Source organism: Pseudomonas sp. SYWMCR5, assembly GCF_057197165.1.
The window spans coordinates 107,182-129,928 of the sequence record NZ_JBXUNH010000004.1 but is presented as its reverse complement, the minus strand read 5'-3'; the positions used below and the strand labels follow the sequence as shown (position 1 = coordinate 129,928).

Here is a 22,747-nt window from a genome sequence, read left to right as displayed (position 1 = left end):
GGAGCGGCCTTGGCCGCGAATGGGCCGCCCTGCGGCCTCTGGCCAGTGCACGCAACACCGGACACGAGCATGACCCAGAATAAACCCACCCTGCACCCGCGCAACCGCCACCAGGGCCGCTACGACTTCCCCGCGCTGATCAAGGCGCACCCGGACCTTGGCCGCTTCACCCTGACCAACCCCCACGGCAAACCCAGCATCGATTTCGCCAACCCCGAGGCCGTGCGGGTGTTCAACCGTGCCTTGCTCAAGGCCCAGTACGGCATCCAGCACTGGGACATCCCCGCTGACTACCTGTGCCCGCCGATCCCTGGGCGGGCCGACTACATCCATGTGCTGGCCGACTTGCTGGCCGAAGACAACGGCGGGCAAGTGCCACGCGGCGCCCAGGTGCGCGCGCTGGACGTCGGCGTCGGCGCCAACTGCATCTACCCGCTGCTCGGCCATAGCGACTACCGCTGGCGCTTCCTCGGCTCGGATATCGACGCCACGGCGCTGGCTTCGGCCAAGGCGATCGTCCAGGCCAATGGCCTGACCAAGGCCATCACCCTGCGCCAGCAGGCCAACCGCAAGCACATCCTCAGCGGCCTGCTGCAGGACGACGAGCGCTTCGACCTGACCCTGTGCAACCCACCCTTCCACAGTTCGCGCGAGGAGGCCACCCGTGGCAGCCAGCGCAAATGGAAGAACCTGGGCAAGCAGGACCCCAGCCGCAAGCTACCGGTGCTGAACTTCGGTGGGCAGAACAACGAGCTGTGGTGCGAAGGCGGTGAGATCCGCTTCGTCACCCAACTGGTGAACGAAAGCGTGCAGTACGGCGGGCAGGTGCTGTGGTTCACCAGCCTGGTGTCCAAGGCCGGCAACCTGCCGGGTATCGAAGCGGTGCTCAAGAAAGCAGGCGTGAAAGCCCAGCGCATCGTCGAGATGGGCCAGGGCCAGAAACAGAGCCGCATGGTGGCCTGGAGCTTCCAGGACGACGCCATGCGCGGCGCCTGGCATGCCGCGCGGGGCAAGGCACAGGCATGAAAAAACCGCGCCCGGACAAGCCGGGCGCGGTTTCAATGAAGCATCGACAATTACTTGTTGATGGCGTCGTTCAGGACCTTGGCCGGTACGAACTTGACGACTTTCTTGGCAGCGATTTCGATGGCAGCGCCAGTCGAAGGGTTGCGGCCAGTACGGGCAGGACGCTCGGAGACTTTCAGCTTGCCGATGCCTGGCAGGGTGATTTCAGCGCCGTTTTCCAGTTGGTCGGCGACGATCTGGCCCAGTTGCTCCAGAGCGTTGCGCGCGGTGGTTTTCGGCGCGTCGATGGCTTCGGCGATGTCGGCAATCAGTTGGTCTTTGGTCAATGCCATGGTGGTGTTCCTTCCCTATCAAATCAGAGGTATGCAGCGTGCTTCATCGTTATCGGGCTGCGCGGAAGGTCCGGCGAGCCTCGCCAATCGCGTATGTAGATACGAAAATCAGCGTTTGGTTCGACACGACGCAAGCGAGCTGCCAGCAATGCGCCACCCCAAGGGGCGCAAGACGGCGCAAAGCTAACACAGGAATCAGGAAATATCCGCTGTCGACCGTGATTTTATTCAGGTTTTTCGGGGGGTTGCCCGAAAAACGCAGATTTTTGAACAAAAAACGAACAACTGACATTTCCGCCAACATCTGGCCACTGCATCACCCCTGCCCTGCGGTAAACTGAGCCACTTTGCAGCGCGGTTTCGCTCCGCCCACCCTTTCAGAGAATTCCATGCCAATCCGTCATTGCATCGTTCACCTGATCGACAAGAAGCCCGATGGCAGCCCCGCCGTGCTCCATGCGCGAGACACCGAGCTGGCGGCGTCGGACGCCATCGAGAACCTCCTGGCCGACCTCAACGACAGCTATAACGCCAAACAAGGCAAAGCCTGGGGCTTCTTCCACGGAGAGTCCGGCGCCTATCCGCTCAGCGGCTGGCTCAAGCAGTATCAGGAAGAGGAAAAGGACTTCACCACTTTCAGCCGCATCGCGGTCGAGCACCTGCAGAAGCTGATGGAAGAGTCGAACCTGTCCACCGGCGGTCACGTGCTGTTCGCCCATTACCAGCAAGGCATGACCGAATACCTGGTCATCGCCCTGCTGCACCACAGCGAAGGCATGGCAGTGAACGCCGAACTGGACGTCACCCCGTCGCGGCACCTGGACCTGGGCCAACTGCATCTGGCCGCGCGAATCAACCTGTCCGAGTGGAAGAACAATCAGCACTCGAAGCAGTACATTTCCTTTATCAAGGGCAAGAATGGCAAGAAGGTGTCGGATTACTTCCGCGACTTCATCGGCTGCCAGGAGGGTGTCGACGGCCCGGGCGAAACCCGCACGTTACTCAAGGCCTTCAGCGACTTCGTCGAAAGCGAAGACCTCCCCGAAGAAGCTGCGCGCGAGAAGACCCAGACCCTGGTGGACTACGCCACCAGCCAGACCAAGCAGGGCGAGCCGATCACCCTGGAGGAACTGTCGAGCCTGATCGACGAGGACCGCCCCAAAGCGTTCTTCGACCATATTCGCAACAAGGACTACGGCCTGTCGCCGGAAATCCCCGCGGACAAACGCACCCTCAACCAGTTCCGCCGTTTCACCGGCCGCGCCGAGGGCCTGTCGATCAGCTTCGAGGCCCACCTGCTGGGCTCGAAGATCGAATATGACGAAGAAGCCGGAACCCTGGTGATCAAAGGCTTGCCGACCCAACTGGTCGACCAGCTCAAACGCCGCAAGGACTGATCACGCCCCGCTACACCTCGCCAACAGTAAAGGAGGCGACCAGCGCCTCCTTTGCCGACTTGCGCAGTTTTTTCACCAGCCGTTCCTGGCGCAAGGCCTCGCCCTTGTCCGGCCACTGCTCGACATAGACCAGCGCCTGCGCCGGACTGGTCTTGAAATAACGTGCGCCCTGCCCTTTCCGATGCTTCTGGAAGCGTCGCTGCGGATCGTCACTGATGCCGCAGTACAACGAGCCATTGGCCGCCCGCACGAGGTAGACGTACCAGGGTTTGGCCTCCCGTTCGGGAATCTCTTCACTCACCACAGGGATCCTGAGTGTCATTAGTTTGGAGAGCCCATCCATCTCGAGGGCTCTACCATGTTGAAAGAATCTTCCCGGCTGCTCCTGGCCGCAGCTGCGCTGCTGACCTCACATTTGGCACAGGCGTCCCTGGGGCAGCGAACCGCTGCACAGATGCAGGAAAACTATGATGCCGCACTGATTGACTGCGGGGGCTCGGCCATTCCGGCCCACGGCTGTTCGGGCGTACTGATTCGCGCGACCAAACCCTCCCCCAAATACCACACCTGGCATCATAGCCCGAACAACAAGGAAAAAGGCGGCGTCTCGTTCTCCTATCTGCGCGCCGATCTGCCAATCACGCGTCTGGCTGCCGACGCCCGCAGCGGCTTTACCCTGTACCCGCGCATGCAGCGCCCGGCAGGGTCGATCAGCTATCAAGTGCTGTGCGCCTGGCCAACCGATGGCGATACCTGGACCCGTGAACAACAAGGGTGTGGCAACAACAGCGAAACTACCTTCAACGAACGCCTGTGCCACGAGCAAGGCATCATGACCGCGCAGGCCTGGATCGACCAGTTCCGCCGCACCGGGGACTACAGACGCCAATGCGCATTCGATGTCCGTGACACCCGCAAGAGCGAGCGCGCCGAAGCCTTTTACCAGAGTCTGATGGCACAGCGAATGTTCGCCTCCGAACTGCCATTCCCTTGGAACGAAGTCATCGTTCAGGCTTGGGAGGAAGACCAGTCCCACAGACTGCCGATCCAGTCGTTCTTCCATATCGAAGGCATGTGGGGGGCGCTCGAGCAGGCACAGGCCGACCAGAAGGACTGGCACAGGACCTACGGCACCTACATCCCGATCATTCGCATCCGCATGCCCCTGCAGGCCCACGACAAGGCCACATTCAGCTATCACAGCAAAGAGCAGGCGGTTCCCACGTCCTGAAAAGACGCTCAGCGCGCCTGAAATGCCCGCAGGCCCTTGTTGGCCTGCTGGCGGACCTTGTTTCTGACCAGGGGACTCCATCCCAGCAACAGGCCCGGCATACCAAGGGCTTGGCGCGACCAACGCCACAGGTCGAAGCTGTCGTCATGCTGGCAGATCAAGCCGTCGCGAAACACGAAACGAGCCTGGATATCATTGACTACGGTGCGTCCGGTCTGGCTGAACAGGTAAGTGGCGACCCAATGGGCACTGCCACCCCGTGCGTCCGCGTGCACGCTGTCGAAGGTCAGGGAGAAGTCTTTGGCGCGAGTGGTCAGCATCCGCCACATATCGCCCACATCCTGGCCGCGCAAAGTACCGAAGGCCGGATCGCTGAAGACGATGTCATCGCTGTAGCAGGCCACCATGGCCTCGGCGTCCAGGCGCTGGAACGCCTGGTAGAAACGGGTGATCAGGGCGCTTTTGGCGTCGCTCATGGGGCAGGTCCGTCCTGGGAATCGAGAGCTGCACGATAATCCGCGCCACGCCTTCGCGCCATGGTCATTTGCGCCATGAATGCATCCAGCGTCGTACCGGCTTCACACCCGTTCGCTAACGACCTGCACATGCAGTGCCCGCCCAGCGCCCAGGCCAAAGACGATCGCCCCCAACCCCAGTACCGCGAAAATCCAGCCGACCGCTGCCCAGCCGCCGGTGAGGTCATGTACCAGGCCGACAGCGAACGGGCCCATCGAAGCCAGCGTGTAGCCGACCCCCTGGGCCATGCTCGAAAGGTTCGCCGCCACGTGCGAATCCTTCGAGCGCAACACGATCAGGGTCAGGGCCAGAGCGAAGGTACCGCCTTGCCCCAGCCCCAGCAGTATCGCCCAACCCCACAGCCCCGAGATCGGCGCATACAGGCATCCGAACAGACCACCGAGGGTGACCAGCATCACCACCACGATCGCCAGGCGCTGGTCCTTGCCGCGGGTCGCCAGCCAAGGCGCACTGAGCGAACTGATCAACTGCACCAGCACCGACCCCGAGAGCACCAGCCCAGCTTCCGTGGGGCTCAGCCCACGACCGATGAGGATCGACGGCAGCCAGCCGAACACGATGTAGGCCAGCGAGGACTGCAACCCCATGTACAGGGTCACCTGCCAGGCCAGCCGATCACGCCACAGCCCGCGTACCCGATAGGCCACCTGGTGCGCACCATGTCCATGGCGCGCCTGGGGCGACCACACCAGCATCGCCAGCAGCGCCGGTAGCAGCCAGAAGCCCAGCCCCATGGCCCAACTGTCGCCGAAGTACCGGCTCAAGGGCACGGTGCTGCCTGCGGCCATCGCTGCACCGAAGCACAGGGCCATGGTGTAGACGCCCGTCAGGGTGCCGGCGTGAGCCGGGAAGTCACGCTTGACGATACCCGGCAGCAGCACGCCGATGATGCCGATGCTGGCACCGGCGATCAGGCTGCCGACGAACACACCGGTCGCACCGAGCGCACTGCGCAGCAGGATCCCCAGCGCCAGGGTCAGGAGGATGCCCAGAATCACCCGCTCGCTGCCGAAACGACGCGCCAGGATCGGCGCCAGCGGTGCGAACAGGCCCAGGCACAGGACCGGCAAGGTCGTCAGCAGACCTGCAGCGGACGCATTGAGCCCCAGGCCCTCGGACACCTGGCCCAGCACTGGCGCCATGCTCGACAGCGCCGGGCGCAGGTTCAGCGCGACCAGCACCAGCCCCAGCAGCAGCAACCAAGGTCGACGCAGCACCACCGGTTGCTGCTGGACCTGTTCGTCGTCGGCCTCAGCATCGATCAGCAGTTCATCGAGTTCGGGGTCGTGCTTGGAGCGGTTGGGCGTCAGTTGTTCAGGCATGGGGCACTCGGGCTCAGGATTCGATGAGGGCCCGGCTCAGGCGCTTGGCCGTGTCCGGGTCGCGTTGTTCGATGGCGTCGAGGATCTGCACGTGCAGATCGAACACCCGTTGACTGCGGGGAAGCGCACGCATGTTGTGCTGGACCGCTGCAGCGACGACGCTGGAAAAGTAGCGGTACAACTCGCTCAGTGCGGGGTTGTGCGCAGCGTCCACCAGGCGCTGGTGGAACACCAGGTCACAGGCCACATAGGTGTCCAGGTCGCCGTGGAAGTGCCCGCAACTGTGCTCCAGGGCCTCGCGCAAGCCGCGCAGATCATCGTCGGTACGCCGCAAGGCGGCGAGGCCGATAGCCTCGGCTTCGAGGATGCAGCGGGTCTCGCGAGCCTGCTCGACCGTGCAGCGCGAGATGGCCTGCACCGCCTGCAAGGGGTCTTGGGCGGCGCGCAGGTAACTGCCATCGCCCTGGCGCACTTCGACCAGACCACTGAAGGCCAGCACGCGCATGGCCTCACGCACGGTATTGCGGCTGATGCCCAGCTCCAGGGCCAGCTCCGGCTCGGTAGGCAGACGCTGCCCCACAGCCCATGCGCCCTGGGCGATGCGCTCGCGCAATTGGTCCACGGCTTGCTCCACCAGGGAGCGCTTGATCAACAGGGACATATTAACGTCCAGTCATCGGATGAATTTACAACTTGTGACAGTAGCGCTGAAAAGCATCGCGGGGCAAGTCGGAGTGGCAATGCAGCGATCCGACCTGCCCCGCGATAGAGACGCCGCAAACTATCCGTTCAACGCATCGATCAACGCCTGGTTCATCTCCGGCGTCCCTACGGTGATCCGCAGGAACTGCGCAATCCGCGCCTGCTTGAAGTGCCGCACGATCACACCTTGCTCACGCAGACGCGCCGCCAGTTCAGCCGCGTCCTGTTGCGGGTGACGGGCGAAGATGAAGTTGGCCGCCGATGGCAACACCTCGAAGCCCCGCGCCGTCAACTGCTCGACCAGTGCCTCGCGGCTGTCGATGACCTTGCGGCAGGTCTCGTCGAAATAAGCGCGATCTTCGAACGCCACCGCCGCGCCGACGATCGCCATGCGATCCAGCGGATAGGAGTTGAAGCTGTTCTTGATCCGCTCCAGCGCCTCGATCAGGTCCGGGTGCCCCACTGCCAGCCCCACCCGCAGGCCAGCCAGCGAGCGCGACTTGGACAGGGTCTGGGTCACCAGCAGGTTGTCGTAGCGGTCCACCAGGGCGATGGCGGTTTCGCCGCCAAAGTCGATGTAGGCTTCGTCCACTACCACCACCGAGTCGCGATTGGCCTTTAGCAACTGCTCGATCGCCTCGAGCGGCAACAGGCAGCCGGTCGGTGCGTTGGGGTTGGGGAAGATGATCCCGGCGTTTGGTTTTTCATAGTCCTCGATGCGGATCTGGAACTGCTCGTCCAGCGCTACCTGCTCGAAGTCGATACCATACAAGCCGCAATACACCGGATAGAAGCTGTAGCTGATATCCGGGAACAGCAGCGGCGCGCCGTGCCGGAACAAGCCGTGGAAGATGTGCGCCAGCACCTCGTCCGAACCGTTGCCGACGAAGACCTGCTGCGGGGTGACCTTGTAGTAGTCAGCCACCGCCTGCTTGAGCCGGTCGCTGTTCGGGTCCGGATACAGGCGCAAGTTGTCGTTCAACTCGCCACGCATGGCCTCCAGCGCCTTGGGCGAAGGCCCATAGGGGTTTTCGTTGGTATTGAGCTTGACCAGGCGTGCCAGCTTGGGTTGCTCGCCCGGCACGTAAGGCACCAGGTCCTTGACGAAGGGGCTCCAGAATCGACTCATGTTCAGTTCCCCTTCTCGTTGAGGATGCGGTATTCGGCGCTACGGGCGTGGGCGGTCAGCGACTCGCCGCGGGCCAGTACGGATGCAGTGTGACCGAGCTCGGACGCGCCCTGCTCGGAGCAGAAGATGATCGACGAACGCTTCTGGAAGTCATACACCCCCAGAGGCGAGGAGAACCGCGCGGTGCCGGAGGTCGGCAACACGTGGTTGGGACCTGCGCAGTAGTCACCCAGGGCCTCGCTGGTGTGGCGGCCCATGAAGATCGCGCCGGCATGACGGATCTGCGGCAACCAGGCCTGCGGGTCGGCGACCGACAGTTCGAGGTGCTCGGGGGCGATGCGGTTGGCGACCTCGATGGCCTGCTGCATGTCACGCACCTGGATCAGGGCGCCTCGGCCGTTGATCGACTTCTCGATGATCTCGGCGCGCTCCATGGTTGGCAGCAGCTTGCCGATGCTGGCCGCCACGCGGTCGAGGAAAGCCGCATCGGGGCTGACCAGGATTGCCTGGGCGTCTTCATCGTGCTCAGCCTGGGAGAACAGGTCCATGGCGATCCAGTCCGGGTCGGTCTGGCCATCACATACCACGAGAATTTCCGACGGCCCGGCGATCATGTCGATGCCAACCTGGCCGAACACGTGACGCTTGGCGGTGGCTACGTAGATATTGCCGGGACCGACGATCTTGTCGACCTGCGGCACGCTCTCGGTGCCATAGGCCAACGCCGCGACTGCCTGGGCGCCACCGACGGTGAACACGCGGTCGACACCGGCGATGCAGGCTGCAGCCAGCACCAGTTCGTTGATTTCTCCACGCGGGGTCGGCACCACCATGACCACCTCGCCGACACCGGCGACCTTGGCGGGGATGGCATTCATCAGTACCGACGACGGGTACGACGCCTTGCCGCCAGGCACATACAGCCCTGCGCGATCGAGCGGGGTGACTTTCTGGCCGAGCACGGTGCCATCGGCTTCGGTGTACTGCCAGGAGTCCTGTTTCTGCCGCTCGTGGTAGCTGCGCACGCGGTTGGCGGCGGTTTCCAGCGCCTCGCGCTGGGCTGCGGAAATGCGGGTCAGGGCCAGTTCCAGGCGCTCGCGACCAAGGATCAGGTCATCGATGGACTTGGCATCAACGCCATCGAAACGCTGGGTGAACTCCACCAGCGCCGCATCGCCACGCTCGCGAACGGCCTTGATGATGTCGAGAACCCGCTGGTTGACCGCGTCATCGGACACGCTTTCCCAGCTCAGCAGATGATCCAGATGTCGCGCGAAATCCGGATCAGCGGCGTTGAGACGGGCAATTGCAGTGGACACGGTCATGACGAGGGCCTCGTTTTATTGGCGAATGCTCAGGCGCCCTAGGCTACCAGTCCATCCGCGCGGGCACCCGAGAAAAGTGGCTATGACGCGGATAGACGGGCGCGACAGCGAAGGTCGCGCGCAGAAGTCAGCCGCGGTGTCGCGATTCGACAGCCTTGCGCAGGGTGTCGATGAGACTCTGGATACGGGCGTGCTGCATCTTCATGGAGGCCTTGTTCACCACCAGGCGCGAACTGATCGTGGCGATCAGCTCCTGTGGCTCCAGGCCATTGGCGCGCAGGGTGTTGCCGGTATCCACCACGTCGATGATCTTGTCGGCGAGGTTGATCAGCGGGGCCAGTTCCATTGAGCCATAGAGCTTGATGATGTCGACCTGGCGGCCTTGTTCAGCGTAATAGCGCTTGGCTACGTTGACGAACTTGGTGGCCACACGCAGACGCCCCTTGGGCTCGGGTGCGCCGACGACACCAGCGGTCATCAACTTGCACTTGGCGATCTGCAGGTCGAGCGGCTCGTACAGGCCCTGGCCGCCGTATTCCATCAACACGTCCTTGCCGGCCACACCCAGGTCGGCGGCACCATGCTCGACATAGGTCGGCACGTCGGTGGCACGCACGATGAGCAGGCGCACATCGTCCTGCGTGGTGGGGATGATCAGCTTGCGGCTCTTGTCCGGATTCTCGGTCGGCACGATACCGGCCTCGGCCAGCAGCGGCAGGGTATCGTCGAGAATACGGCCTTTTGAAAGCGCGATGGTCAACATTGCAACGTCGGTCCTTAAGCGGCTACAGCCGACCAGGTCATCGACCTGGCCGTGTTCGATTCGGCTGGCACGTCCGTGTGCCGATCACAGGCAGATAGCGCGACTAGCCCGGTACGCGACGGATCTTCGCGCCCAGCATCTGCAGTTTTTCCTCGATGCACTCGTAACCACGGTCGATGTGGTAGATGCGATCGATCAGGGTATCGCCTTCGGCCACCAGCGCAGACAGCACCAGGCTCGCCGAAGCGCGCAGGTCAGTCGCCATCACGGGCGCGCCCTTGAGCATGTTGACCCCAGTGACGATGGCGGTGTTGCCCTCGACCTGGATCTGCGCGCCCATGCGGTGCATCTCGTACACGTGCATGAAGCGGTTTTCGAAGATGGTCTCGATCACAGCGCCAGTGCCTTCGGCAATGGCATTGAGGGAGATGAACTGTGCCTGCATGTCGGTCGGGAATGCCGGATACGGCGCGGTACGCAGGTTCACGGCTTTGGGCCGCTTGCCGTGCATGTCCAGCTCGATCCAGTCTTCACCGGTGGTGATGTCGGCACCCGCTTCCTTGAGTTTCTCGAGGACAGCTTCGAGGATGGTCGGATCGGTGTCCTTGACCTTGACACGGCCGCCGGTAACAGCAGCAGCCACGAGGTAGGTACCGGTCTCGATACGGTCGGGCATCACACGGTAGCTGGCCGAGTGCAGGCGCTCGACGCCATCGATGGTGATGGTGTCGGTGCCGGCGCCCTGGATCTTCGCACCCATGGCGATCAGGAAGTTGGCCAGATCGACCACTTCAGGTTCGCGCGCGGCGTTCTGCAGCACGCTGCGGCCCTTGGCGAGCGCAGCGGCCATCATGATGTTCTCGGTACCGGTCACGCTGACCGTATCGAAGAAGAAGTGCGCGCCACGCAGGCCACCTTCAGGGGCCTTGGCCTTGATGTAGCCGCCTTCAACTTCGATCTTCGCGCCCATGGCTTCAAGGCCACGGATGTGCAGGTCGACAGGGCGCGAACCGATGGCGCAGCCACCTGGCAGGGCGACTTCGGCCTCACCGAAGCGGGCGACCATCGGGCCGAGCACCAGGATCGAGGCGCGCATGGTCTTGACCAGCTCGTAGGGCGCGACCAGCGTCTTGATGGTGCGCGGGTCGATCTCCACCGCCAGCTTCTCGTCGATCACAGGCTCGATGCCCATGCGCCCGAACAGCTCGATCATGGTGGTGATATCGTGCAGGTGCGGCAGGTTGCCGACGGTGACCGGGCCATCGGCCAGAAGCGTAGCCGACAAAATCGGCAGGGCAGCGTTCTTCGCGCCGGAAATGCGGATCTCGCCGTCGAGGCGCGCGCCGCCAGTAATAATCAGTTTGTCCATTTCAATCTCGCCGCCAACGTTGGCTCAGGTGCGCTCAGCCCAGGCTGCGCTGCTGAAAAATTTCATGGTTACCGCATGGATGCTGCCGTTGGCGATCCACGGATTCAGGTGAGCATAGATCGCCTGCTGACGCTTGACCGGGCTCTGGCCAGCCAGCTCGTCGCTGATCACGTTCAACTGGAAGTTGCAGCCTTCGCCTTCAACTTCAACCCGGGTTCCCGGCAGTTTTTCTTCAAGGAAGCTCTTAACTTCTACGGCCTGCATGCTCAACCTCAATCGGCGCCCAGTGCGCGCGGGTCGGCCATGATACAAAAAAGCCCCTCGCCTGCGAAGCCCATACGAGGACGCGCTGACCGAGGGGCCTTCCCTTGTTGACGGGTCATCAGCCCGCCAGTACTTCATCGAGGTCGTAGACCTCGGCGATTTCACGCATGTCTGCAGGCATGCCGCGCACTTCCCAGGCCTTGCCAGCGGCCTGGGCATCACGCATGAACGCCAGCAGCAACGACAGCCCCACGCTGCTGGACTTGCTCACGGCCGAGCAGTCGAGCACCAGCCGCTGCTCGCGGCTGGCGGCGATCAGCGCCTTGCCCTGCTTGCGCAGTGCCGGCCCGCTGCGGTAGTCCAGCACACCGGCCAGGCGCAGGACACCCGGCTCGGCCATAGTCATGTCGGCTTCACTCATTTGACAGTCTTCTCGGGAGAGCTGTCGGCAGCTTCCTTGGCCTTTGCCACTTCGCCAGCCCAGCCGTCGATGGTCTTGTCGAGGTTGTTGCCGTTACGGTTCATCGCGTCGGCGAACTGATCGCGGAACAGCTTGCCGATGTTGATGCCGTTGACGATGACATTGCGCACCTTCCATTCGCCCCCGATGTTTTCCAGGGTGTACTGGACCGGATACACGGCACCATTATTGCCGGACACCTTCATGCCCACCGAGGCACGCTGGCCATCATCCGGCTTGGCGGGATCGACGGTAATGCCCTGGTTGTCGTATTCCAGCAATGCATTGCCGTAGAACTGGAACAGGCTGCGGCGGAAATTCTCCTGGAAGCGCTGCATCTGCTCTGGCGTGGCCTTGCGCGAGTACTTGACGGTCATGATGCTTCTGGAAATGCCGTCAGCGTCTACTACCGGGCCAAGGATGCGGTTGAGCGCATCATAGAAGGCTGCGGGGTTGGACTTGTACTGTTCCTTGTTCGCCTTGAGGTCGGACAGCAGCTCAGTGGTGGTGCCCTGAACCACGTCGCGCGGGGACTGGCCCGGCGCCGCCAGGGCCATCAGGGGGAAGGCCGCCAGCAGGACCAGCAGGCCACGTCGCAGGATCGAAATCATGGAAACTCCTCAATTAGCTGGTTGGGCTTCTTTCGGTTCCTTGCCAACGGAGTTGAGCAGGAACTTGCCAATCAGATCTTCCAGCACCAGCGCCGACTGGGTGTCGTGGATGGTGCTGCCATCCTTGAGCACCTGCTCTTCACCGCCCACGCTGATGCCGATGTACTTCTCGCCGAGCAACCCGGCGGTCAGGATCGAGGCAGTGGAATCGGTCGGCAGGTTGTCGACCGACTTGTCCAACTGCAAGGTGACCCGACCGGTGTAGGAGTCGCGATCCAGATCGATGGCCGTGACCTTGCCGATGGTCACACCGGCCATGGTCACTTTAGCTCTGACAGTCAAACCGGCGATATTGTCGAAGTACGCATAAACTTTATAGGTATCGCTGCTCGGGCTGGCCGACAATCCACTGACACGCAGGGCCAGCAGCAGCAGCGCCAGGATCCCGGCCAGGAGGAACAGGCCGACACCGATTTCCAGGGTGCGGTTTTGCATCAGAAATCTCCAAACATCAAGGCGGTCAGAATAAAGTCCAGACCCAGGACTGCCAACGAGGCATAGACCACGGTCTTGGTGGTGGCACGGCTGATCCCCTCTGAAGTGGGTTCGCAGTCATACCCCTGGAATACGGCGATCCAGGTGACGACGAAGGCAAACACCAGGCTCTTGATCAGCCCGTTGATCACGTCATCGCTGAAAGAAACACTGTTCTGCATGTTGGCCCAGAAAGAGCCTTCGTAGACCCCCAGCCAGTCCACGGCCACCCACGATCCACCCCAGATGCCGACCACGCTGAAGATCAGCGCCAGCAGCGGCAGCGAGATGAAGCCGGCCCACAGGCGTGGGGCAACGATGTACTTGAGCGGGTCGACACCGATCATCTCCAGGCTGGAGAGCTGCTCGGTGGACTTCATGTTGCCGATCTCGGCGGTCAGTGCCGAACCCGCACGCCCGGCGAACAGCAGCGCCGTGACGACAGGGCCCAGCTCGCGAAGCAGCGTCAGCGCGACCATCTGCCCGACAGCCTGCTCGGAACCGTACTTGGTGAGGATGCTATAGCCTTGCAGGGCCAGCACCATGCCGATGAACACGCCGGACACCACGATGATCGCCAGCGACAGCACGCCCACCGAATAGAGCTGCTTGGTCAGCAGCTGGAAGCCGCCACCGATGCCGCCACGCCCGGCCAGAGCATGAAAAAGGAACAGGCACGAGCGCCCGAGCACGGCCAGCACGTCGATGGCGGCACGCCCGAACAGGCGAATGCGTTCGAGTAAGGATTTTCTGCGCATCAACGCGCTCCCAGCAGATCGGCGCGGTAGTCTGGCGCAGGAAAATGAAATGGCACCGGACCATCCGGGTCGCCCTTCATGAACTGGCGGATGCGCGGATTGTCCGACCCCATCAGTTCGTCAGGCGTGCCCTGCCCCAATACCTGCCCATCACCCACCACATAGAGGTAGTCGGCGATACTCGCGGTTTCGGCGAGGTCGTGGGAGACAACGATGCTGGTGATGCCCAGAGCATCGTTGAGCAGACGGATCAGGCGCACCAGAACACCCATCGCGATCGGGTCCTGACCGACGAAAGGCTCGTCGTACATGAGGATCTGCGGGTCCAGCGCGATCGCCCGGGCCAGCGCCACACGGCGCTTCATGCCGCCTGACAGCTCGTCCGGCATCAGGTCGATGGCACCGCGCAGGCCCACGGCCTGCAGCTTCATCAGGACGATGTCGCGAATCATCTCGTCGGACAACTGGGTGTGCACCCGCAGCGGGAAGGCCACGTTCTCGAAGACATCCAGGTCGGTGAACAGCGCACCGCTCTGGAACAGCACCCCCATCTGCTTGCGCGCATCGAACAGGTCGCTGCGCGACAGGGCCGGCAGGTTCTGCCCGCCTACCCAGACTTCGCCGCTGGAGGGACGCAGCTGCGCGCCCATCAGGCGCAGCAGGGTTGTCTTGCCGCACCCGGAAGGTCCCATGATGCCAGTGACCTTGCCGCGGGGGATACGGATGTCGACATTGCTGAAAATGCTACGCGAACCGCGTTTGAAGGTGACCCCCTTCAACTCGACCGCGTAGGCGCTATCCGAACTCATCTAGACTCCTTGCAATGCAGCCTCGTCTACATGGACGCCTGCCTTCATCGTGAAGGCACACGCATCCCTGGCGGGCCGAATAGCGGCGAACTATAGCACCGCGCAAAGTTGTCCCCAAGGCCATTTCCCCGAGTCGTTCAGGCACCGTACAGCTATTTTGCAACTTCCTACGACAACTCGAAGGTGAGCGTTTCACACATTGCCGCTATAATCGGCGCCTTTTCATCAGGCATTGCTTTTTCGACATGAGCCAATCCAGCGAGCTGATCCAATCCGCCCAGCGCACCCTGCGCCTGGAACTCGAGGCCGTAGAAGGCCTGCGGGCCCGTATCGACGACAATTTCGTCAAGGCCTGCGAGCTGATCCTGGCCAGCAAGGGTCGGGTCGTCGTGGTGGGCATGGGCAAGTCCGGCCATATCGGCAACAAGATCGCCGCCACCCTCGCCAGTACTGGCACCCCGTCGTTCTTCGTGCACCCGGCAGAGGCCAGCCACGGCGACATGGGCATGATCACCCGCGACGACGTCATCCTCGCCCTGTCCAACTCCGGCAGCACCGCCGAGATCGTCACGCTGCTGCCGCTGATCAAGCGCCTGGGCATCCAGATGATCAGCCTGACCGGCAAGCCGGACTCACCGCTGGCACAGGCCGCCGAAGTCAACCTCGACGCCAGCGTCGCCCAGGAAGCCTGCCCGCTGAACCTGGCGCCCACCTCGTCCACCACCGCTGCATTGGTCCTGGGTGATGCCCTGGCCATCGCCCTGCTCGAGGCACGCGGCTTCACCGCCGAGGATTTCGCGTTCTCCCATCCGGGTGGCGCCCTGGGCCGTCGCCTGCTGTTGAAAGTCGAGAACGTCATGCACGCGGGTGACGAACTGCCCCAGGTACAGCGCGGCACGCTGCTCAAGGACGCCTTGCTGGAGATGTCGCGCAAGGGCCTGGGCATGACCGTGGTCATGGAGCACGACGGCCGCCTGGCCGGCGTCTTCACCGACGGCGACCTGCGCCGCAGCCTGGATCGCAACATCGACGTGCACAAGACGCTCATCGACGAAGTCATGACTGTTCACGGCAAGACCGCCCGCGCCGAAATGCTCGCGGCCGAAGCCCTGAAGATCATGGAAGACCACAAGATCAGCGCACTGGTGGTGGTCGATAACCAGGATCGCCCGACCGGCGCCCTGAACATGCACGACCTGCTGCGCGCCGGAGTGATGTAAATGACCCAGGACCTGATGCAACGCGCCAAGGCCATCAAGCTGGCCGTCTTCGACGTGGACGGCGTGCTGACCGACGGCCGCCTGTACTTCCTCGAGGACGGCAGCGAATTCAAGACCTTCAACACCCTCGATGGCCACGGCATCAAGATGCTGATGGCCTCGGGCGTGACCACCGCGATCATCAGTGGGCGCAAGACCCCCGTGGTCGAGCGTCGGGCAAAGAACCTGGGCATTCCACACCTGTTCCAGGGGCGCGAGGACAAGCTGGTGGTGCTCGACGGCCTGCTCGCCGAACTGGGCCTGAGCTACGAGCAGGTCGCCTACCTGGGCGACGACCTCCCCGATCTCCCGGTAATCCGCCGGGTGGGCCTGGGGATGGCCGTGGCCAACGCGGCGCCCTTCGTCCGCGAGCACGCCCACAGCGTCACCCAGGCACGCGGCGGCGAAGGCGCAGCCCGCGAGTTCTGTGAACTGATCATGCAGGCCCAGGGCACCCTGGACGCTGCCAACGCCCATTACCTGTAGGCCACGCCATGCTCAGCAAGAAACTTCGAAACGCCGTGCTGCTGGCAGCCATCGCTGCGCTGCTGGTTGCGATCGGCTACTGGAACATCAGCCCTGAGAGCTTCCTCGACAAGCCCACGGCACAGGTCGACGAAAGCGCCATCGACTACTATGCGATCAACGCCCACAGCGTACAGTTCCTGCCCGACGGCAGGCTGCAATACGAAATGACCGCGGACAAGGTCGAACACTTGAAAGCCAGCGAAGTCACCCTGGTGACCACGCCAGACATGCACATCTACCGTGGGACAGCATTCCCATGGCACGTGCAGAGCGTGCGCGCCGAGGTCAATCCGGACGGCACCGAGGTCGAACTGATCGACAACGTGCGGATCGCCCGCACCGACGAAAAACAACGCGACACCCTGATCACCAGTAGCCGGATGACCGTGTTCCCGCAGAAGCAATATGCGCAGACCGATCAAGCCGTTAGAATCGACGGCGCCGGTGGCACGACTACGGGCGTAGGAATGAAAGCATATTTGGAAGACGGCAGGATGGACCTGCTGTCCAACGTAAGAGGACAGTATGAGGCTCGTTAAAACCCTCCCCCTTTTGCTCAGCCTGAGCGCAGCACTGGGAAGCGCGAGCGCCTTCGCCCTGCCGAACGACCGTGACCAGCCGATCCGCATCCAGGCGGACAACGCGCACCTGGACGACAAACAGGGCGTTGCCACCTACACGGGCGATGTGATCATCACTCAGGGCTCGATGATGATCAAAGGCAATACCGTCACCATGACTCGCGCCGCCTCGGGCGACATCGACGTCGTGACCTCGGTGGGCAACCTGGCCTACTTCGAGCAGCAGCAGAGCGCCGCCAAGCCCGACAAGATGAAGGGCTGGGCCGTCACCATCCAGTACCAGGCGCAAAAGGATATCGTCATCCTCACTGACCGCGCCAAGGTCGAGAACGAAGGCAACACCACCGAAGGCGAGAAAATCGTCTACAACACCAAGACTCAGGTGGCGACCGCCGGTCGTGGTGGCAACGTGACCGCACCTCGTCAGCGTATCGACATGGTGATCCAACCGAAGAAAAAGGCCGAGTAAATGGCAACCCTCAAAGCCCAGCACCTGGCCAAGAGCTACAAGGGCCGCCAGGTCGTCCGCGACGTCAGCCTGTCGATCGACAGCGGCCAGATCGTCGGCCTGCTCGGCCCCAACGGCGCCGGCAAGACCACCTGCTTCTATATGATCGTGGGGCTGGTCCAGGCCGACCAAGGGCGCGTGCTCATCGACAGCCACGATGTCAGCCACCAACCCATGCATGGCCGGGCCCAGGCAGGCATCGGCTATCTGCCGCAGGAAGCGTCGATCTTCCGCAAGCTGTCGGTCGCCGACAACATCATGGCCATCCTCGAAACGCGCAAGGACCTGGACCGCGATGGACGGCGCAAGGAGTTGGAAAGCCTGCTGCAGGAGTTCCACATCAGCCACATCCGTGACAACCTCGGCATGAGCCTGTCCGGTGGCGAACGCCGCCGCGTCGAAATTGCCCGCGCCCTGGCGACTGCACCGAAGTTCATCCTGCTGGACGAACCCTTCGCTGGCGTCGACCCGATTTCCGTGGGTGATATCAAACAGATCATCCACCATCTGAAGGCCAAGGGCATCGGCGTGCTGATCACCGACCACAACGTGCGCGAAACACTCGACATCTGCGAGACCGCCTACATCGTCAACGATGGTCAACTGATCGCCGAAGGCGACGCCGAGACCATCCTGGCCAACCAGTTGGTCAAGGAAGTCTACCTGGGCCACGAGTTCCGTCTCTGATCCCCGGGACCTGCCTGGAGCATTGGAAAAGCCTGGTGAAACGGGCTTAAGTGTTACAGTGCTCTAGGCAAACGCTACAATTTCAGGCATATAACTTGCTTAAGATTTGGCGCTCCGGCGCCCTGTAGTGGATGGCGCATGCGCGCCGGCGAACAAGGTATTAAGCCCCAGCCATGAAACCATCGCTCGTCCTAAAAATGGGCCAGCAACTGACGATGACCCCGCAGTTGCAACAGGCCATCCGTCTGCTCCAGCTCTCCACCCTGGACCTCCAACAGGAAATCCAGGAAGCGCTGGAGTCCAATCCGATGCTCGAACGTCAGGAAGACGGCGACGACTTCGACAACAGCGATCCGATGGCGGAAAACGGCGAAAGCAAACCTGCCACCGAAGCCCAGGACAACAGCTTCCAGGAAACCACCGTCAGCACGGAAAACCTCGAAGAGGGCGAGTGGAACGAGCGCATCCCCAACGAATTGCCGGTCGACACGGCCTGGGAAGACATCTACCAGACCAGCGCCAGCAGCCTGCCCAGCAACGATGACGACGAGTGGGACTTCACCACGCGCACCTCGGCCGGCGAAAGCTTGCAGAGCCATCTGCTGTGGCAGCTCAACCTGGCACCGATGTCCGACACCGACCGCCTGATCGCTGTAACTCTCATCGACAGCATCAACGATCAGGGCTATCTGGAAGACAGCCTCGAGGAAATCTGCGCCGGATTCGACCCGGAGCTGGACATCGAGCTGGATGAAGTCGAAGCCGTGCTGCACCGCATCCAGCAGTTCGAGCCGGCCGGCGTCGGCGCCCGCAACCTGGGCGAATGCCTGCTGCTGCAACTGCGCCAACTGCCGGCGAGCGTGCCGTGGATGGCCGAGGCCCAGCGCCTGGTCACCGACTACATCGACCTGCTCGGCAGCCGCGACTACAGCCAGCTCATGCGTCGCATGAAGCTCAAGGAAGACGAGCTGCGCCAGGTCATCGAGCTGGTGCAAAGCCTCAATCCGCGCCCGGGCTCGCAGATCGAATCGAGCGAGCCGGAGTACGTGATTCCAGACGTCATCGTGCGCAAGGACAGCGACCGCTGGCTGGTCGAACTGAACCAGGAAGCGGTGCCGCGCCTGCGGGTCAATCCGCAGTATGCAGGCTTCGTCCGCCGTGCCGACACCAGCGCGGACAACACCTTCATGCGCAACCAGTTGCAGGAAGCGCGCTGGTTCATCAAGAGCCTGCAAAGCCGCAACGAGACACTGATGAAAGTGGCGACCCAGATCGTCGAACACCAGCGTGGTTTCCTCGACCACGGCGATGAAGCCATGAAGCCCCTGGTGCTGCATGACATCGCCGAGGCGGTGGGCATGCACGAGTCGACCATTTCGCGGGTCACCACGCAGAAGTACATGCACACTCCCCGTGGCATCTACGAATTGAAATACTTTTTCTCGAGCCATGTGAGCACCGCCGAAGGCGGCGAATGCTCGTCTACGGCGATCCGCGCGATCATCAAGAAACTGGTGGCCGCGGAAAATCAGAAAAAGCCATTGAGTGACAGCAAGATCGCTGGTTTACTGGAGGCACAAGGCATCCAGGTAGCCCGCCGCACCGTCGCCAAGTACCGCGAATCGCTGGGGATTGCCCCATCGAGCGAGCGCAAGCGATTGATGTAGCCCCGGGATGTGCCACAGCGTTTCAGTGGCAGGTGCAATACCTGCCTCTTTATGCACGGGCAACAAAGGAGAAGCTGTATGCAAGTCAACATCAGTGGCCAGCATGTAGAAGTCACCCAACCACTGCGCGAATACGTGCTCGAGAAGCTCGCCCGCGTGGAAGGGCATTTCGACAAGATCACCAATGCAACGGTGATCATGAAGGTCGAGAAGCTGCAGCAGAAGGTTGAAGCAACACTCCAGATTCCCGGCGGCGAAGTGGTCGCCAACGCTGAACACCAAGACATGTATGCCGCGATCGACGCATTGGCTGACAAGCTCGACCGCCAACTGAAAAAACACAAGGAAAAACAGCAAAGCCTGCTGCAAGGTGCAGCTGCCCGCTGATCCCCCTCATCCATGATCCGACTTGAAACCATCCTGACCCCCGGCCGTTCCCTCGTGAACGTGCCGGGCGGCAGCAAGAAGCGCGCCCTGGAAAAGGTCGCCACCCTGATTGCCGAGCAAGTACCTGAGCTTGCGATGCAAGACGTCTTCGAAAAGCTCATCGCTCGCGAAAAACTGGGCTCCACCGGCTTCGGTAATGGCATCGCCATTCCCCACTGCCGTCTGGAAGGTTGTACCGCCCCCGTCAGCGCCCTGCTGCACCTGGACGCACCCATCGACTACGACGCCATCGACGGCGCCCCCGTGGACCTGCTGTTCGTGCTGCTGGTCCCGGAAGCGGCCACCGATGCCCACCTCGAACTGCTGCGCCAGATCGCCAGCATGCTCGATCGCAAGGAAGTCCGTGATCGCCTGCGTGCCGCCGACAGCAGCGAAGCCCTCTACCAGGTAGTCCTGGACGCACAGAACGAGCACTGAACATGCGCCTGATCATCGTCAGCGGCCGGTCCGGCTCCGGCAAGAGCACCGCGCTCGATGTGCTGGAAGACAACGGCTACTACTGCATCGACAACCTGCCCGCCGGGTTGCTGCCGCAGCTGGCGGAAAACGCGCTGATCAACACCGAACTGATGCAACCCAAGGTCGCCGTGTCCATCGATGCGCGCAATCTACCCAGCCATCTGTCGCGCTTCCCCGAATTGCTCGAGGAAGCGCGCGCCCGTCACATCCAGTGTGACGTGCTGTACCTGGACGCCGACGAAGACACGCTGCTCAAGCGGTTCTCCGAAACCCGCCGTCGCCACCCCCTGACCAACGCGGACCGTTCGCTCGCCGAAGCCATCCGCGTCGAAAGTGAGCTGCTCGGCCCCATCGCCGACCTTGCCGACCTCAAGATCGATACCACCAGCCTCAATCTTTACCAACTGCGTGACTCGATCAAGCTGCGTCTGCTTAACCAGCCTGAGCCCGGCACCGCTTTTCTCGTCGAATCCTTCGGTTTCAAGCGCGGCATGCCGGTGGACGCCGACTTGGTGTTCGACGTGCGCTGCCTGCCAAACCCTTACTGGAAACCCGAGCTGCGCGAGCACTCGGGCCTTGAAGCTCCGGTGATCGAGTACCTGGCAGCACAACCGGACGTCGAGGAAATGTTCCAGGACATCTCCAGCTATCTGCTTAAATGGCTACCGCGCTTTGCCGCCAGCAACCGCGCCTATGTCACCATCGCCATCGGCTGCACCGGCGGACACCACCGCTCTGTCTATATCACCGAGCGCCTCGGACAACTGCTGCAGCAAACCCTGAAAAACGTCCAGGTCCGTCACCGCGACCTCTAACCCACAGGATCCACCCCACGATGCCCGCCCGCGAAATCACCATCATCAACAAGCTGGGCCTGCACGCCCGGGCGGCAGCCAAGTTCGTCGGCGTGGCCGGGAAGTTTCCCTGCCAGGTTCGAGTCGGGCGCGCCCCCGACAAGCTGGTGGACGGCAAGAGCATCATGGCAGTGATGATGCTGGCCGCAGGTAAAGGCACCCAGGTGCACCTGCATACCGAGGGTGAGCAGGACAACGACGCACTGGATGCACTGGTGGCGTTGATCAACAATTATTTCGACGAAGGCGAGTAAGCCCTCGCCCCGTCTCTCGCCCGGCAGCCTCAGGACATCGCGGTGTCCATCACCATCATCAGGCAGAATCCGATGCATAGCCCCAGGCTTGCCAGGCGGTGATTGCCATTGCTGCGCGACTCGGGAATGATTTCCTGGGTCACCACCAGCAACATCGCTCCCGCCGCACACGCAAGCCCCAGCGGTAGCAGCAGTTCGGCGACATTCACCAGCCAGGCACAGATCACCGCCGCCACCGGCTCCACCAGCCCGGATGCTGCACCGATCAGGAAGGCCTTGAACCGCGACATCCCTGCCCCCGCCAACACCAACGCAATCACCAGCCCTTCAGGCACATCCTGCAGGGCAATGCCCATGGCCAGGCTGTCAGCGTCCGGCATGCCGCCCCCCGCTGAAACACCAATGGCCATACCTTCCGGGATGTTGTGCGCAATGATCGCGGCCACGAACAGCCAGATACGCGCAGCGATCACCGGCTGATTGCCCTGCCCGACCATGGATTCCGGCGAAACCCCGGAGATTCGCAAGTCGACCAGGAACAGGCACAGCGCCCCGAGCAACAACCCGGCACTGACCAGACCACCGGCGCCCCAAGGGCTGAAGCCGATGGACTGCGCCGCATCAAGACCCGGGATGATCAGGGAGAACGCGGTGGCCGCCAGCATCACCCCGGCGCCGAAGCCAAGCAAGGTGTCAGCCACCGCTACCGGCATGTTGCGGATCACCAGCACCGGTACCGCGCCCAACGCCGTGCCCAGCGCGCACAGTGCGCCGCCTTCGAGCGCACGTAACATGCGCGGTTCCAGGTCCAGCCAGGCGATGCCCCGCGCCACCAACAGCGCCGTGCCGACCAGCAACAGCAAAGTCCCAAGCGCCAGTCGGAACAGGCGCACACTGCTGACAGACATCACCTCGGAGCGCATGGCAGATCGAC

At 62.5% G+C, this 22,747-nt stretch carries 29 protein-coding genes; 13 read left to right on the top strand and 16 right to left on the bottom strand.

Features of this window, described 5'->3' with window-relative positions:
- Window positions 1-69 precede the first annotated feature (69 nt).
- A complete protein-coding gene (gene rlmF / locus AC2CGW_RS13235; RefSeq protein ID WP_186667882.1) occupies window positions 70-1,026 on the top strand; it encodes a 23S rRNA (adenine(1618)-N(6))-methyltransferase RlmF in 957 nt (318 codons plus the stop codon).
- Between the two features lie 50 nt (window positions 1,027-1,076).
- Here the strand turns inward: rlmF and AC2CGW_RS13230 are convergent, their stop codons facing one another.
- Window positions 1,077-1,358 (bottom strand): HU family DNA-binding protein, encoded by a 282-nt coding sequence (locus AC2CGW_RS13230; protein WP_054894359.1) that lies wholly within the window; start codon window positions 1,356-1,358, stop codon window positions 1,077-1,079.
- Window positions 1,359-1,747: 389 nt separating this feature from the next.
- Here AC2CGW_RS13230 and yejK point away from each other — a divergent pair, with 389 nt between their 5' ends.
- Window positions 1,748-2,755, top strand: a complete 1,008-nt coding sequence (gene yejK / locus AC2CGW_RS13225) for a nucleoid-associated protein YejK (RefSeq protein ID WP_484574148.1) — start codon at window positions 1,748-1,750, stop codon at window positions 2,753-2,755.
- Window positions 2,756-2,765: 10 nt separating this feature from the next.
- Here the strand turns inward: yejK and AC2CGW_RS13220 are convergent, their stop codons facing one another.
- Complete coding sequence (locus tag AC2CGW_RS13220; protein WP_288374342.1) at window positions 2,766-3,056, bottom strand: GIY-YIG nuclease family protein; 291 nt, start codon at window positions 3,054-3,056, stop codon at window positions 2,766-2,768.
- Between the two features lie 57 nt (window positions 3,057-3,113).
- Here AC2CGW_RS13220 and AC2CGW_RS13215 point away from each other — a divergent pair, with 57 nt between their 5' ends.
- On the top strand, window positions 3,114-3,986 hold the full coding sequence (locus AC2CGW_RS13215) for a hypothetical protein (RefSeq protein WP_186667879.1): 873 nt from the start codon (window positions 3,114-3,116) through the stop codon (window positions 3,984-3,986).
- A gap of 8 nt (window positions 3,987-3,994) precedes the next feature.
- On the opposite strand, the gene AC2CGW_RS13210 is transcribed toward AC2CGW_RS13215, so the two are convergent.
- The 13 genes from AC2CGW_RS13210 to AC2CGW_RS13150 all read right to left on the bottom strand — a co-directional run bounded on the left by AC2CGW_RS13210 (window position 3,995) and on the right by AC2CGW_RS13150 (window position 14,569).
- The gene (locus tag AC2CGW_RS13210; RefSeq protein ID WP_484574147.1) at window positions 3,995-4,462 is read right to left on the bottom strand and encodes a nuclear transport factor 2 family protein; all 468 of its coding nucleotides are present in this window, start codon (window positions 4,460-4,462) and stop codon (window positions 3,995-3,997) included.
- A gap of 102 nt (window positions 4,463-4,564) precedes the next feature.
- Complete coding sequence (locus tag AC2CGW_RS13205; RefSeq protein WP_186667874.1) at window positions 4,565-5,845, bottom strand: CynX/NimT family MFS transporter; 1,281 nt, start codon at window positions 5,843-5,845, stop codon at window positions 4,565-4,567.
- A gap of 13 nt (window positions 5,846-5,858) precedes the next feature.
- Complete coding sequence (locus AC2CGW_RS13200; protein ID WP_484574146.1) at window positions 5,859-6,506, bottom strand: FadR/GntR family transcriptional regulator; 648 nt, start codon at window positions 6,504-6,506, stop codon at window positions 5,859-5,861.
- Between the two features lie 120 nt (window positions 6,507-6,626).
- A complete protein-coding gene (hisC, locus tag AC2CGW_RS13195) occupies window positions 6,627-7,676 on the bottom strand; it encodes a histidinol-phosphate transaminase (protein WP_484574145.1) in 1,050 nt (349 codons plus the stop codon).
- Between the two features lie 2 nt (window positions 7,677-7,678).
- Window positions 7,679-9,001 (bottom strand): histidinol dehydrogenase, encoded by a 1,323-nt coding sequence (gene hisD / locus AC2CGW_RS13190; RefSeq protein ID WP_186667868.1) that lies wholly within the window; start codon window positions 8,999-9,001, stop codon window positions 7,679-7,681.
- Between the two features lie 127 nt (window positions 9,002-9,128).
- Window positions 9,129-9,764 carry an ATP phosphoribosyltransferase gene (gene hisG, locus AC2CGW_RS13185; RefSeq protein ID WP_186667866.1) on the bottom strand — a complete coding sequence of 212 codons (636 nt, stop codon included), beginning with the start codon at window positions 9,762-9,764 and terminating at the stop codon, window positions 9,129-9,131.
- Between the two features lie 103 nt (window positions 9,765-9,867).
- Window positions 9,868-11,133 carry a UDP-N-acetylglucosamine 1-carboxyvinyltransferase gene (murA, locus tag AC2CGW_RS13180; RefSeq protein WP_186721687.1) on the bottom strand — a complete coding sequence of 422 codons (1,266 nt, stop codon included), beginning with the start codon at window positions 11,131-11,133 and terminating at the stop codon, window positions 9,868-9,870.
- A 24-nt stretch (window positions 11,134-11,157) separates the two neighbouring features.
- A complete protein-coding gene (locus tag AC2CGW_RS13175; protein WP_028689666.1) occupies window positions 11,158-11,397 on the bottom strand; it encodes a BolA family protein in 240 nt (79 codons plus the stop codon).
- 118 nt (window positions 11,398-11,515) lie between these two features.
- Window positions 11,516-11,818 carry an STAS domain-containing protein gene (locus AC2CGW_RS13170; protein WP_186667862.1) on the bottom strand — a complete coding sequence of 101 codons (303 nt, stop codon included), beginning with the start codon at window positions 11,816-11,818 and terminating at the stop codon, window positions 11,516-11,518.
- Window positions 11,815-12,468, bottom strand: coding sequence for an MlaC/ttg2D family ABC transporter substrate-binding protein (locus tag AC2CGW_RS13165; protein ID WP_186667860.1), 654 nt, complete (start codon window positions 12,466-12,468; stop codon window positions 11,815-11,817). Before AC2CGW_RS13165 ends, AC2CGW_RS13170 begins: the two co-directional genes overlap by 4 nt.
- A 9-nt stretch (window positions 12,469-12,477) precedes the next feature.
- Window positions 12,478-12,963: an outer membrane lipid asymmetry maintenance protein MlaD gene (gene mlaD, locus AC2CGW_RS13160; RefSeq protein ID WP_186667858.1), complete on the bottom strand. Its 486-nt coding sequence runs from the start codon at window positions 12,961-12,963 to the stop codon at window positions 12,478-12,480.
- A complete protein-coding gene (gene mlaE / locus AC2CGW_RS13155) occupies window positions 12,963-13,760 on the bottom strand; it encodes a lipid asymmetry maintenance ABC transporter permease subunit MlaE (RefSeq protein ID WP_186667856.1) in 798 nt (265 codons plus the stop codon). Before mlaE ends, mlaD begins: the two co-directional genes overlap by 1 nt.
- Window positions 13,760-14,569, bottom strand: a complete 810-nt coding sequence (locus AC2CGW_RS13150; protein WP_186667853.1) for an ATP-binding cassette domain-containing protein — start codon at window positions 14,567-14,569, stop codon at window positions 13,760-13,762. Before AC2CGW_RS13150 ends, mlaE begins: the two co-directional genes overlap by 1 nt.
- Window positions 14,570-14,814: 245 nt before the next feature.
- Between AC2CGW_RS13150 and AC2CGW_RS13145 the strand changes: the two genes are divergently transcribed.
- The 10 genes from AC2CGW_RS13145 to AC2CGW_RS13100 all read left to right on the top strand — a co-directional run bounded on the left by AC2CGW_RS13145 (window position 14,815) and on the right by AC2CGW_RS13100 (window position 21,813).
- The gene (locus AC2CGW_RS13145) at window positions 14,815-15,789 is read left to right on the top strand and encodes a KpsF/GutQ family sugar-phosphate isomerase (RefSeq protein ID WP_186721685.1); all 975 of its coding nucleotides are present in this window, start codon (window positions 14,815-14,817) and stop codon (window positions 15,787-15,789) included.
- A complete protein-coding gene (gene kdsC / locus AC2CGW_RS13140) occupies window positions 15,790-16,314 on the top strand; it encodes a 3-deoxy-manno-octulosonate-8-phosphatase KdsC (RefSeq protein ID WP_186711068.1) in 525 nt (174 codons plus the stop codon).
- 8 nt (window positions 16,315-16,322) lie between these two features.
- Entirely contained in the window at window positions 16,323-16,895 is a 573-nt protein-coding gene (gene lptC / locus AC2CGW_RS13135) for an LPS export ABC transporter periplasmic protein LptC (protein ID WP_186667840.1), read from the top strand.
- Window positions 16,882-17,406, top strand: coding sequence for a lipopolysaccharide transport periplasmic protein LptA (gene lptA / locus AC2CGW_RS13130; protein WP_065863249.1), 525 nt, complete (start codon window positions 16,882-16,884; stop codon window positions 17,404-17,406). Before lptC ends, lptA begins: the two co-directional genes overlap by 14 nt.
- The gene (gene lptB, locus AC2CGW_RS13125) at window positions 17,407-18,132 is read left to right on the top strand and encodes an LPS export ABC transporter ATP-binding protein (RefSeq protein ID WP_186667838.1); all 726 of its coding nucleotides are present in this window, start codon (window positions 17,407-17,409) and stop codon (window positions 18,130-18,132) included.
- 173 nt (window positions 18,133-18,305) lie between these two features.
- The gene (locus AC2CGW_RS13120) at window positions 18,306-19,799 is read left to right on the top strand and encodes an RNA polymerase factor sigma-54 (protein WP_186667837.1); all 1,494 of its coding nucleotides are present in this window, start codon (window positions 18,306-18,308) and stop codon (window positions 19,797-19,799) included.
- 78 nt (window positions 19,800-19,877) lie between these two features.
- On the top strand, window positions 19,878-20,186 hold the full coding sequence (gene hpf / locus AC2CGW_RS13115) for a ribosome hibernation-promoting factor, HPF/YfiA family (protein ID WP_054894382.1): 309 nt from the start codon (window positions 19,878-19,880) through the stop codon (window positions 20,184-20,186).
- 12 nt (window positions 20,187-20,198) lie between these two features.
- Window positions 20,199-20,663: a PTS IIA-like nitrogen regulatory protein PtsN gene (gene ptsN / locus AC2CGW_RS13110; RefSeq protein WP_186667836.1), complete on the top strand. Its 465-nt coding sequence runs from the start codon at window positions 20,199-20,201 to the stop codon at window positions 20,661-20,663.
- Window positions 20,664-20,665: 2 nt separating this feature from the next.
- Window positions 20,666-21,520, top strand: a complete 855-nt coding sequence (gene rapZ, locus AC2CGW_RS13105) for an RNase adapter RapZ (RefSeq protein ID WP_186667835.1) — start codon at window positions 20,666-20,668, stop codon at window positions 21,518-21,520.
- A gap of 20 nt (window positions 21,521-21,540) precedes the next feature.
- Window positions 21,541-21,813 (top strand): HPr family phosphocarrier protein, encoded by a 273-nt coding sequence (locus AC2CGW_RS13100; RefSeq protein WP_054894385.1) that lies wholly within the window; start codon window positions 21,541-21,543, stop codon window positions 21,811-21,813.
- 29 nt (window positions 21,814-21,842) lie between these two features.
- Here the strand turns inward: AC2CGW_RS13100 and AC2CGW_RS13095 are convergent, their stop codons facing one another.
- Window positions 21,843-22,736, bottom strand: coding sequence for a ZIP family metal transporter (locus AC2CGW_RS13095; RefSeq protein ID WP_186711074.1), 894 nt, complete (start codon window positions 22,734-22,736; stop codon window positions 21,843-21,845).
- Window positions 22,737-22,747: the final 11 nt, after the last annotated feature.

What these genes read in the sequence shown, in the direction of transcription:
- AC2CGW_RS13200 (WP_484574146.1), bottom strand. Translation starts at nt 6,506, where the DNA reads ATGTCCCTGTTGATCAAGCGCTCCCTGGTGGAGCAAGCCGTGGACCAA.
- murA (WP_186721687.1), bottom strand. Translation starts at nt 11,133, where the DNA reads ATGGACAAACTGATTATTACTGGCGGCGCGCGCCTCGACGGCGAGATC.
- lptC (WP_186667840.1), top strand. Translation starts at nt 16,323, where the DNA reads ATGCTCAGCAAGAAACTTCGAAACGCCGTGCTGCTGGCAGCCATCGCT.
- kdsC (WP_186711068.1), top strand. Translation starts at nt 15,790, where the DNA reads ATGACCCAGGACCTGATGCAACGCGCCAAGGCCATCAAGCTGGCCGTC.
- AC2CGW_RS13205 (WP_186667874.1), bottom strand. Translation starts at nt 5,845, where the DNA reads ATGCCTGAACAACTGACGCCCAACCGCTCCAAGCACGACCCCGAACTC.
- AC2CGW_RS13175 (WP_028689666.1), bottom strand. Translation starts at nt 11,397, where the DNA reads ATGCAGGCCGTAGAAGTTAAGAGCTTCCTTGAAGAAAAACTGCCGGGA.
- AC2CGW_RS13165 (WP_186667860.1), bottom strand. Translation starts at nt 12,468, where the DNA reads ATGATTTCGATCCTGCGACGTGGCCTGCTGGTCCTGCTGGCGGCCTTC.
- AC2CGW_RS13230 (WP_054894359.1), bottom strand. Translation starts at nt 1,358, where the DNA reads ATGGCATTGACCAAAGACCAACTGATTGCCGACATCGCCGAAGCCATC.
- lptB (WP_186667838.1), top strand. Translation starts at nt 17,407, where the DNA reads ATGGCAACCCTCAAAGCCCAGCACCTGGCCAAGAGCTACAAGGGCCGC.
- AC2CGW_RS13100 (WP_054894385.1), top strand. Translation starts at nt 21,541, where the DNA reads ATGCCCGCCCGCGAAATCACCATCATCAACAAGCTGGGCCTGCACGCC.
- hisC (WP_484574145.1), bottom strand. Translation starts at nt 7,676, where the DNA reads ATGAGTCGATTCTGGAGCCCCTTCGTCAAGGACCTGGTGCCTTACGTG.
- hisG (WP_186667866.1), bottom strand. Translation starts at nt 9,764, where the DNA reads ATGTTGACCATCGCGCTTTCAAAAGGCCGTATTCTCGACGATACCCTG.
- ptsN (WP_186667836.1), top strand. Translation starts at nt 20,199, where the DNA reads ATGATCCGACTTGAAACCATCCTGACCCCCGGCCGTTCCCTCGTGAAC.
- AC2CGW_RS13145 (WP_186721685.1), top strand. Translation starts at nt 14,815, where the DNA reads ATGAGCCAATCCAGCGAGCTGATCCAATCCGCCCAGCGCACCCTGCGC.
- AC2CGW_RS13170 (WP_186667862.1), bottom strand. Translation starts at nt 11,818, where the DNA reads ATGAGTGAAGCCGACATGACTATGGCCGAGCCGGGTGTCCTGCGCCTG.
- yejK (WP_484574148.1), top strand. Translation starts at nt 1,748, where the DNA reads ATGCCAATCCGTCATTGCATCGTTCACCTGATCGACAAGAAGCCCGAT.
- rlmF (WP_186667882.1), top strand. Translation starts at nt 70, where the DNA reads ATGACCCAGAATAAACCCACCCTGCACCCGCGCAACCGCCACCAGGGC.
- hpf (WP_054894382.1), top strand. Translation starts at nt 19,878, where the DNA reads ATGCAAGTCAACATCAGTGGCCAGCATGTAGAAGTCACCCAACCACTG.
- hisD (WP_186667868.1), bottom strand. Translation starts at nt 9,001, where the DNA reads ATGACCGTGTCCACTGCAATTGCCCGTCTCAACGCCGCTGATCCGGAT.
- AC2CGW_RS13210 (WP_484574147.1), bottom strand. Translation starts at nt 4,462, where the DNA reads ATGAGCGACGCCAAAAGCGCCCTGATCACCCGTTTCTACCAGGCGTTC.
- mlaE (WP_186667856.1), bottom strand. Translation starts at nt 13,760, where the DNA reads ATGCGCAGAAAATCCTTACTCGAACGCATTCGCCTGTTCGGGCGTGCC.
- lptA (WP_065863249.1), top strand. Translation starts at nt 16,882, where the DNA reads ATGAGGCTCGTTAAAACCCTCCCCCTTTTGCTCAGCCTGAGCGCAGCA.
- mlaD (WP_186667858.1), bottom strand. Translation starts at nt 12,963, where the DNA reads ATGCAAAACCGCACCCTGGAAATCGGTGTCGGCCTGTTCCTCCTGGCC.
- rapZ (WP_186667835.1), top strand. Translation starts at nt 20,666, where the DNA reads ATGCGCCTGATCATCGTCAGCGGCCGGTCCGGCTCCGGCAAGAGCACC.
- AC2CGW_RS13150 (WP_186667853.1), bottom strand. Translation starts at nt 14,569, where the DNA reads ATGAGTTCGGATAGCGCCTACGCGGTCGAGTTGAAGGGGGTCACCTTC.
- AC2CGW_RS13095 (WP_186711074.1), bottom strand. Translation starts at nt 22,736, where the DNA reads ATGCGCTCCGAGGTGATGTCTGTCAGCAGTGTGCGCCTGTTCCGACTG.
- AC2CGW_RS13120 (WP_186667837.1), top strand. Translation starts at nt 18,306, where the DNA reads ATGAAACCATCGCTCGTCCTAAAAATGGGCCAGCAACTGACGATGACC.
- AC2CGW_RS13215 (WP_186667879.1), top strand. Translation starts at nt 3,114, where the DNA reads ATGTTGAAAGAATCTTCCCGGCTGCTCCTGGCCGCAGCTGCGCTGCTG.